General features: G+C 67.7%; 11 protein-coding genes. 10 read left to right on the top strand and 1 reads right to left on the bottom strand.

From position 1 onward, the window contains the following. From JYJ84_RS20430 to JYJ84_RS20455, 6 genes are all read left to right on the top strand, one after another. The coding region (locus JYJ84_RS20430) for a chemotaxis protein CheB (RefSeq protein ID WP_275890731.1) at positions 1-601 on the top strand (601 nt) is incomplete at its 5' end. A 67-nt stretch (positions 602-668) separates the two neighbouring features. Then, the gene (gene cheY, locus JYJ84_RS20435) at positions 669-1064 is read left to right on the top strand and encodes a chemotaxis response regulator CheY (protein ID WP_006485893.1); all 396 of its coding nucleotides are present in this window, start codon (positions 669-671) and stop codon (positions 1062-1064) included. 1 nt (position 1065) lies between these two features. Then, positions 1066-1797 (top strand): protein phosphatase CheZ, encoded by a 732-nt coding sequence (gene cheZ / locus JYJ84_RS20440; protein ID WP_122944132.1) that lies wholly within the window; start codon positions 1066-1068, stop codon positions 1795-1797. Positions 1798-2056: 259 nt separating this feature from the next. After that, positions 2057-2560 (top strand): DUF2844 domain-containing protein, encoded by a 504-nt coding sequence (locus JYJ84_RS20445; RefSeq protein WP_175222290.1) that lies wholly within the window; start codon positions 2057-2059, stop codon positions 2558-2560. 16 nt (positions 2561-2576) lie between these two features. Then, entirely contained in the window at positions 2577-3815 is a 1239-nt protein-coding gene (locus JYJ84_RS20450; protein WP_122944134.1) for a DUF3443 family protein, read from the top strand. Positions 3816-3981: 166 nt separating this feature from the next. Beyond that, the gene (locus JYJ84_RS20455) at positions 3982-4494 is read left to right on the top strand and encodes a VOC family protein (protein ID WP_122944135.1); all 513 of its coding nucleotides are present in this window, start codon (positions 3982-3984) and stop codon (positions 4492-4494) included. A gap of 16 nt (positions 4495-4510) precedes the next feature. On the opposite strand, the gene JYJ84_RS20460 is transcribed toward JYJ84_RS20455, so the two are convergent. After that, the gene (locus tag JYJ84_RS20460; protein WP_175222291.1) at positions 4511-4915 is read right to left on the bottom strand and encodes a hypothetical protein; all 405 of its coding nucleotides are present in this window, start codon (positions 4913-4915) and stop codon (positions 4511-4513) included. On the opposite strand from JYJ84_RS20460, the gene JYJ84_RS20465 reads away from it, so the two are divergent. From JYJ84_RS20465 to flhA, 4 genes are all read left to right on the top strand, one after another. Then, complete coding sequence (locus JYJ84_RS20465) at positions 4914-5273, top strand: hypothetical protein (RefSeq protein WP_175222292.1); 360 nt, start codon at positions 4914-4916, stop codon at positions 5271-5273. The genes JYJ84_RS20460 and JYJ84_RS20465 overlap by 2 nt on opposite strands. A gap of 17 nt (positions 5274-5290) precedes the next feature. Continuing rightward, entirely contained in the window at positions 5291-5671 is a 381-nt protein-coding gene (locus JYJ84_RS20470) for a DUF805 domain-containing protein (RefSeq protein WP_174963532.1), read from the top strand. A 340-nt stretch (positions 5672-6011) separates the two neighbouring features. Further along, a complete protein-coding gene (gene flhB, locus JYJ84_RS20475; RefSeq protein ID WP_175222293.1) occupies positions 6012-7208 on the top strand; it encodes a flagellar biosynthesis protein FlhB in 1197 nt (398 codons plus the stop codon). Next, the gene (gene flhA / locus JYJ84_RS20480) at positions 7205-9304 is read left to right on the top strand and encodes a flagellar biosynthesis protein FlhA (protein ID WP_122944139.1); all 2100 of its coding nucleotides are present in this window, start codon (positions 7205-7207) and stop codon (positions 9302-9304) included. Before flhB ends, flhA begins: the two co-directional genes overlap by 4 nt. The last annotated feature ends 133 nt before the right edge of the window (positions 9305-9437 follow it).

Raw genomic sequence — 9437 nt, forward strand, 5'->3', positions numbered from 1 at the left:
CGTCAGTACCGAGAAGCTGATCATCATCGGCGCATCGACGGGCGGCACCGAGGCGATCCGCGAAGTGCTGACGCCGCTGCCGCCGGATGCGCCGGCCGTGCTGATCGCGCAGCACATGCCGCCGGGCTTCACGAAATCGTTCGCGCAGCGGCTGAACGGCCTGTGCCGGATCGCGGTGAAGGAAGCCGAGCACGGCGAGCGCGTGCTGCCGGGCCACGCGTATATCGCGCCGGGCCACGCGCACCTGTTGCTCGCGAGAAGCGGGGCGAACTATATTGCGCAACTGTCGGACGAGCCGCCGGTGAACCGGCACCGTCCGTCGGTCGACGTGCTGTTCCGCTCGGCGGCGACCCACGCGGGCAAGAACGCGATCGGGGTGATCCTGACCGGGATGGGCCGCGACGGCGCGGCCGGCCTGCTGGAAATGAAACGCGCGGGCGCTCACACGTTCGCGCAGGATGAAGCAAGCTGCATCGTGTTCGGGATGCCGCGCGAGGCGATCGCGCTCGGCGGCGCGGACGAGATCGTGCCGCTCGCCGAGATGAGCCGCCGCGTGATGGCGCGCCTGGCGACGATGGGCGACCGCGTGCAGCGCGTTTGAATGGAATGTCACGGGGCGCGTGCCACGATACGCGTCCCGACGGAAACGAATCTGGAAAGGAACGACGATGGACAAGAGCATGAAAATCCTGGTGGTGGACGATTTCCCGACGATGCGCCGGATCGTCCGCAACCTGCTCAAGGAACTGGGCTACTCGAACGTCGACGAAGCCGAGGACGGTCTCGCCGGCCTTGCGCGGCTGCGCGGCGGCGGCTACGACTTCGTGATCTCGGACTGGAACATGCCGAACCTCGACGGCCTCGCGATGCTGAAGGAAATCCGCGCGGACGCGACGCTCACGCACCTGCCGGTGCTGATGGTCACGGCCGAGTCGAAGAAGGAGAACATCATCGCGGCCGCGCAAGCCGGCGCGAGCGGCTACGTCGTGAAACCGTTCACGGCCGCGACGCTCGACGAGAAGCTGAACAAGATCATCGACAAGATGGCGAAGGCCGGGAGCTGACGTGAACGAGCCGATCCATGCCGCACTGACCGGCGCCGGGTTCAGCGCCGACGGCCAGGCCGAAGGCGCCGATTTCGCGAGCGACCGCATCCTCGCGCGCATCGGCCATGTCACGCGCACGCTGCGCGACTCGATGCGCGAGCTCGGGCTCGACAAGCATGTCGAGCGTGCGGCGGAAGCCGTGCCCGATGCACGCGACCGGCTGCGCTACGTCGCGACGATGACCGAGCAGGCCGCCGTGCGCGTGCTGAATGCGATCGAGGTCGCGAAGCCGATGCAGGAGCGCATCCAGAACGAGGCCGAGGCACTCGATACGCGTTGGGCGCAGTGGTATGCGGCGCCGATCGAGCACGCGGAAGTGCGCGAGCTGATGGACGATACGCGCACGTTCCTGCGCACGCTGCCGGAATCGACGTCGGCGACCAGCGCGCAACTGCTCGAGATCATGCTCGCGCAGGATTTCCAGGACCTGACCGGGCAGGTGATCAAGAAGATCATGGACATGGTCTACCTGATCGAGCAGCAGCTCCTCACCGTGCTCGTCGAGAACATCGCGCCCGAGCGGCGCGAGCAGTTCGCGGCCACCGCGGCCGCGCTCGCGGCCGTGCAGATGAGCTCGACCGGCAGCCCCGAGTCGCTGCTGAACGGCCCGCAGATCGCGCCGGAAGGCAAATCCGACGTGGTCCAGGACCAGGGGCAGGTCGACGACCTGCTCGCCAGCCTGGGCTTCTGACTCTGCCGCATGCATCGGCGCGCCATGTTTCGCGAGGGCGCCCGATGCGCGCGTCACCGCGCCACCCTATCGTTTCCCCCCATCCGCCGCACATGTGCGGCCCGGCGATCCTGTGTCAAATTGACACTTCGACACACTCAGCAGGCATACTACGCGTCAGCAGCAACGTAGCGTCATTCGTACGATTTCATATGTTGGGAGGCGGCGCGGGCCCGATGGCCGCACCGTCGGCAACGAAGCCAGTCCCTTGGGGGGGAACGTGAAGCTGAAACGCTTGGGCTGGGCCGTCGCGCACGCGGCGGCTGCAATGGGTGTGCTGTGGAGCGTCCACGCACACGCGGAACTGGGCGGCGCGCCGATGTCGCCGCCGGCGGACGATCAGGCCGCAACCGTGCGCGCATTGCAGCGCGCGATGCGTCCGGCAGACGGCGTGCAGACGAGCACGGCCACCTATACCGTCCGCGAGATCACGCTCGGATCGGGCACCGTCATCCACGAATACACGTCGGCCGCCGGCAGCGTGTTCGGCCTCGCGTGGCGAGGGCCGACGATGCCGGATCTCGCGTCGCTGCTCGGCAGCTATTTCCCGGAGTACACCGCTGGCGTCCAGGCGGCGCACCAGGCGCGCGGCTGGCGCGCGCCCGTGTCCGTCAATACGAGCGGCCTCGTGATCCGGACGGGCGGCCACATGGGCGCCTTCTCGGGCCAGGCGTGGCTGCCGGCGGCGCTGCCTGCCGGCCTGGCCGGCACCGATATCCAGTGACAGCGGGAGAGCGATCTTGAGCATTCCTCGTACATTCAAGCGCTGGCTCGGCGTGCTGGGCCTCGCGGCGGCAACGGCCGTACTCGTGACGGCATGCGGCGGCGGCGACGGCGGCGGCAGCAACTCGGGCAACAACGGCAACAACGGTTCGGGCGGCTCGGACGGCAATTCCGGGAACAAGGCGGTCATCACCGTCAACGCCGGCGTTGCGAACGTGATCAACATCCCGACCGTCAGCGTGAAGGTCTGCGCGCCGGGCACGTCGAACTGCCAGGTGGTCAACAACGTGCTCGTCGATACCGCGTCCTACGGGCTGCGGCTCGTCGGCAGCGCGGTGTCGGGCGTGCTCGCCAGCTTCCCGCAAGTGACGAGCGGCGGCGCGCCGGTCGCCGAGTGCGGCAAGTTCGTGTCGAGCTATACGTGGGGGTCGGTGCGCACGGTCGACCTGTCGATCGGTTCCGAGCAGGCGAGCTCGCTACCCGTGCAGATCATCGGCGACCTCGGCACGACGAACGTGCCGAGCTCGTGCACGAACGGCGGTGCGTCGGCCAACTCGGCGAGCGCGCTCGGCGCGAACGGGATCCTCGGCATCGGGCCGGCGCCGGTCGACTGCGGCACGACCTGCGCGACGTCGACGTCGACGAACAACAACTACTACGCGTGCCCGAACGGCAACAACGCGAACTGCACGGTCGCGCTCGTGCCGATTGCGCAGCAGGTGGCCAACCCGGTTCATCGTTTCGCCGACAGCAGCGGGGTGAGCGTGACGATGCCGAGCATCTCGGATAGCGGGCAGGGCAGCGCAACCGGGACGCTGACGTTCGGCCTGCCCGACCTGACCGGGAAGACCGTGATGACGTCGACCACGACGGGCGATGTCAGCGCAACGTTCCAGGGGCGCAACGTGACTGCGTTCTTCGATACGGGTTCGAACGCGTATTTCTTCAACGATTTGACGAACACGTCGACGACCTGCCCGAAGAACACGCAGTTCTACTGCCCGGCATCGCCGCCGGCCAGCTACTCGGCGACGCTGAGTGGCCAGAACGGTGTGGCCGCCACCGTGTCGATGTCCGTCGCGAACGCGGATGCGCTGTTCTCGAACCCGTCGACGTTCGCATTCGACGACATCGCGGGCCCGTTCGGTTCGTCCAGCTGGCTCGACATCGGCATGCCGTACTTCTACAACCGGACGATCTTCTTCGGGATGGACAAGACGGCGAGCGGCGGTGCGCAGCCTTTCGTCGCGTTCTGACGCGGTACGGCCGGACACGGAAGCAGGGGGCGAGCGATCGCCCCCTTTTTTTATCCGGCGGCCGCGCGCGGCACGACGGGTCGGACCGGATCGCCGCCGCGCGCGGGCCCAGCGCCTACGATGTAATACCGGCACTCGTCCGGCACGATATCGAGGAGGCAGCGCCATGAACCCGCGCATACAACGCATCACGCCATTCCTGTGGTTCGACCGCGACGCCGAGGCGGCGGCCGGCTTCTATGTGTCGGTGTTCGACAACGCGCGCATCGTGCACGTCGCGCGCTACGGCAAGGCCGGCGCACACGTAGCCGGCAGCGCGGAGGGCGCGGTGATGACCGTCGTGTTCGAGCTCGACGGGCTGGCGTTCGTCGCGCTGAACGGCGGCCCGGTATTCCAGATCACGCCGGCCGTGTCGTTCGTCGTCAACTGCCGGGACCAGGCCGAAATCGACCGCTACTGGGCGCGCCTGTCCGAAGGCGGCGACGAGCGCGCGCAGCAGTGCGGCTGGTTGCGCGACCGGTTCGGCGTGTCGTGGCAGGTCGTGCCGGTGCAGATGGCCGAACTGATGACGGGCGATCCGGCGCGCGCGGAGCGCGTGATGGCGCAGGTGATGACGATGAAGAAGCTCGATCTCGGCGCGCTGCAGCGTGCGGCGGCGGGCCAGGGCGCGGGCCCGTGACCGGCGCGAACGGGCGCTAGACCGGTGGCCGGCCGTTGCGCATCAGGCGCGTGTGGTCGAGGAAGCGGTGGCGTGGCCCGTACGTGGTGCTCTCGATCTGGACGGCATCGGCCGGCGCGGCCAGGTGCCCGGCGCCATCGACCGACACCGATTCGATCTCGACGACCGGCACGCACCAGGCCGCGCGGGCGCGTTCCGCCGGTTCGCCGCGCGCGTCTGCGCAGCGGAACACGAAGCTGGCGGGGAAATCCTGTGCGCGCAGGGTTTGCGTCGACCCGTTCCACGCGTGGTGCAGGGCGATCGTGCCGGGGTGCGGCGCGTCAGGCGCCTGCGCACCGGGCGGCAGGGCCGGCGTATGCGCGCAGCCGGCGGCCAGCGCGCAGGCGAGCGACAGCGACGGGACGAGCGGATGACGGCGCATGGTGCGGTTCGACCGGAATCGGGATTGGCGAAGGGTAGCGCGCTTTGCACGCCTGCGTCATGCCGGCCGGTTAATCGAATGCGGCACCTTCGCGCCGATTATCGAACGCGCTCGATTTCATTTGGTTGTAATCAAATTCTGGATTATCTCGAGCTGTAATTTCCGTCACGTTTTCAAGATTATTAAAATGACGCGGCATGCAAGCCTGCGGCGCGGCGTTACGCTATTGCGGCCGTTCTCGCGTTGTATCGGCAGGCCGGGTGAGCGGGCGGGCGCGCCGGCCAGCATGCGAAAAGAGATGGAGCACGTCGAAATTCAAACATATAATGCCGGCGTTGTTTCCGAGGTGCCAATATAAAACAGGAGGGTAATAAAATGAATTTTTCAGAAGCCGTTCGTTCCGTACTCAATAAATACGCGACATTCGAAGGCCGTGCGCGTCGTGCCGAATACTGGTATTTCGTGCTGCTGAGCTTCATTCTTTCGATCGCCGCCCAGGTCATCGGCGTGGCGGGCCGTCACGCGGGCCTGATCACGCTGCTGCTGCTCGGCGTGCTCTCCCTGGTTTCGCTGGCGCTGATCATTCCGGGCATCGCGGTCAGCGTCCGCCGCCTGCACGATACGGGCCGCTCGGGCTGGTTCCTGCTGATCGCGCTGATTCCGATCGTCGGCAGCATCCTGCTGCTCGTGTGGACGTGCTCGCGCGGCACCGAAGGTCCGAACCGCTTCGGCGCGGATCCGATTCCGGTGGCCTGACCGACGCCTGCCCCGACGCGCGACGCCGTCGCGTCGGGGCCTGATTTCGCGTCGCACTCGCGGCGTCGTTACGCTGCTTCACGCTTTCCGCCCCTTTTCCTCGCTTCGCGCGGTCGCCGCTCCGTCCGGAGCCCAGCCCCGTCATTGCGCCGGCCGGCACGTTGTTCCGCCGCGCCGCACACCGTTCCGTCCCCCTGTCGAGCCCCGTTCGCACCGGCTCGCCCGATTCTTCGAAATACCCCCCTTTCCCGGCTTTGCTCGACCGATCGGCGTTTGACGCCTCCATGAATAATCGGTGTCACTGGAAAGCGGCATTCCGCCGTACCCGACTGGAGGCCCCGTGGCAGACGAGAGCGATCTCGACAAGACCGAAGCCGCCACTCCCAGGCGCCGCGAGAAGGCGCGCGAGGAGGGGCAGGTCGCGCGTTCGCGCGAACTGGCTTCGTTCGCGCTGCTCGCGGCCGGGTTCTACGGCGCGTGGCTGCTCGCAGGCCCGTCGGGCGGGCATCTGCAGGCGATGCTGCGCGGCGCGTTCACGTTCGATCGCGCGACCGCGTTCGACACCAACCGGATGCTGTCGGCGGCCGGCAGCGCGAGCCTCGAAGGCTTCGCCGCGCTGCTGCCGCTCCTCGCGCTCACCGGCCTTGCCGCGCTGCTCGCGCCGATGGCGCTCGGCGGCTGGCTGATCTCGCAGAAGACGTTCGAGCTGAAGTTCGACCGGCTGAACCCGATTTCGGGCCTCGGCCGGATCTTCTCGATCCAGGGGCCGATCCAGCTCGGGATGTCGCTCGCGAAGACGCTGGTCGTCGGCGGGATCGGCGGCATCGCGATCTGGCGCAGCAAGGACGAGTTGCTTGGTCTCGCGACCCAGCCGCTCGGCGTCGCGCTGCCCGATGCGCTGCACCTGGTCGCCGTGTGCTGCGGCACGACGGTCGCCGGGATGCTGGTGGTCGCCGCGCTCGATGTGCCTTACCAACTCTGGCAGTACAACAAGAAGTTGCGCATGACGAAGGAAGAAGTGAAGCGCGAGCATCGCGAGAACGAAGGCGATCCGCACGTGAAGGGGCGGATCCGCCAGCAGCAGCGCGCGATCGCGCGCCGCCGGATGATGGCGGCCGTGCCGAAGGCCGACGTGGTCGTCACGAACCCGACGCACTTCGCCGTCGCGCTGCAATACACGGACGGCGAGATGCGCGCGCCGAAGGTCGTCGCGAAGGGCGTGAACCTCGTCGCCGCGCGCATCCGCGAACTCGCGGCCGAACACAACGTGCCGCTGCTCGAAGCGCCGCCGCTCGCGCGTGCGCTGTATCACAACGTCGAACTCGAGCGCGAGATTCCCGGCTCGCTGTACTCGGCCGTCGCCGAAGTGCTCGCGTGGGTCTACCAGCTCAAGCGCTTCCGTTCGGAAGGCGGTGCGTTCCCGGCGGTGCCGGTCGATCTGGATGTGCCGGCCGACCTCGACAAGGTCGCGTCGGTGTCCGCCGACGACGAGCGCGAGGAGCAGGAAGACAGCCTCGGTAAGGCGGGTACGGCATGAGCACCCCGACCAGCCTGTTCGCGAAGCGCCCGAACCTGCTCGCGGGGACCAACCTGCGCGCGCTCGCGGGCCCGATCCTCATCTGCATGATTTTGGGGATGATGATCCTGCCGCTGCCGCCGATGCTGCTGGATCTGCTGTTCACGTTCAACATCGCGCTGTCCGTGATGGTGCTGCTCGTCAGCATGTACACGATGAAGCCGCTCGACTTCGCGGCGTTCCCGAGCGTGCTGCTGTTTTCCACGCTGTTGCGCCTGTCGCTGAACGTCGCGTCGACGCGCGTCGTGCTGCTCGAAGGCCACACGGGCCCCGACGCGGCCGGCCAGGTGATCGAGGCGTTCGGCCACTTTCTCGTCGGCGGCAACTTCGCGGTCGGTATCGTCGTGTTCGTGATCCTGATGATCATCAACTTCATGGTGATCACGAAGGGCGCGGGGCGGATCGCCGAAGTGTCCGCGCGCTTCACGCTCGACGCGATGCCCGGCAAGCAGATGGCGATCGACGCCGACCTGAACGCGGGCCTCATCAACGAAGAGCAGGCGCGCAAGCGCCGCCAGGCCGTGTCGCAGGAAGCCGAGTTCTACGGGTCGATGGACGGCGCTTCGAAGTTCGTGCGCGGCGACGCGATCGCCGGCCTGATCATCATGGCGATCAACGTGATCGGCGGGCTGATCGTCGGGATGGTCCAGCACGACATGACGTTCGCCGCGGCCGGCACGAACTACACGCTGCTGACGATCGGCGACGGCCTCGTCGCGCAGATCCCGTCGCTCGTGATCTCGACCGCGGCCGGCGTGATCGTGTCGCGCGTCGCGACCGACGAAGACATCGGCACCCAGATCACCGGCCAGCTGTTCACGAACCCGCGCGTGCTGAACATCACCGGCGCGATCATCGTGTTGATGGGGCTGATCCCCGGCATGCCGCACTTCGCGTTCCTCGCACTCGGCGGCGGCGCGATCTGGCTGGCCCGCACGCAGACCAAGCGCGCGGCGGCCCGCAAGGCAGCCGGCGACGTGACCGACATCGCGCCGCCCGCCGTGCTGCCGTCGGACAGCCACGAGGCGACCTGGGACGACGTGCAGCTGATCGATCCGCTCGGGCTGGAAGTCGGCTACCGGCTGATTCCGCTCGTCGACAAGAACAGCGACGGCGAGCTGCTCAAGCGCATCAAGAGCATCCGCAAGAAATTCGCGCAGGAAATCGGCTTCCTGCCGCCGGTGATCCATATCCGCGACAACCTCGAACTGCGGCCGAACGCATACCGGATCGCGCTGAAGGGCGTCGAGATCGGCGTCGGCGAAGTGTTCCCGGGCCAGTGGCTCGCGATCAACCCCGGCCAGGTGACGGCCGCGCTGCCGGGCGCCGTCACGCAGGACCCGGCGTTCGGGCTGCCGGCCGTGTGGATCGACGTCGCGATGCGCGAACAGGCGCAGGTGTACGGCTACACGGTGGTCGACGCGAGCACGGTCGTCGCGACGCACCTGAACCATCTGGTCGTCCAGCACGCGGCCGAGCTGCTCGGCCGCCAGGAAGTGCAGGCGCTCGTCGAGCGCACCGGCAAGGACGCGCCGTCGCTCGTCGAGGACCTCGTGCCGAAGACGATCTCGCTGACGACGCTGCAGAAGGTGCTGCAGAACCTGCTCGAGGAAGGCGTGCCGATCCGCGACATGCGCACGATCCTCGAAGCCGTGTCCGAACACGCGGGCCGCGGCGACGCGTTCGAGATCACGGCCGCGGTGCGGCTCGCGCTCGGCCGCGCGATCACGCAGCAGTGGTATCCGGGCGCGGGCGAGATGCAGGTGATGGGCCTCGACTCGAATCTCGAGCGCGTGCTGTCGCAGGCGCTCGCCACCGGCGCGAACCCGGGCCTCGAGCCCGGCCTCGCGCACAACCTTCTGACCGGCACGCAGCAGGCGATGCTGCGTCAACAGAATCTCGGGCTGCCGCCCGTGCTGCTCGTGCAGCACGCGCTGCGCGCGATGCTCGCGCGTTTCCTGCGCCGCAGCCTGCCGCAATTGAAAGTGCTGTCGTATGCCGAAGTGCCGGACACACGCACGATCAAAGTCGTTAACGTCATCGGGGGTTCCGCTTGAACATTCGCAAATTCACCGGCGCAACGAGCCGCGACGCACTTCGTCTCGTGCGCGAGGCACTCGGCGCCGACGCGGTCGTGCTGTCGAACCGCACGCTCGATGACGGCAGCGTCGAAATCGTTGCACTCGCCGA

The organism is Burkholderia sp. LMG 13014, assembly GCF_905232215.1.
Classification (GTDB): domain Bacteria; phylum Pseudomonadota; class Gammaproteobacteria; order Burkholderiales; family Burkholderiaceae; genus Burkholderia.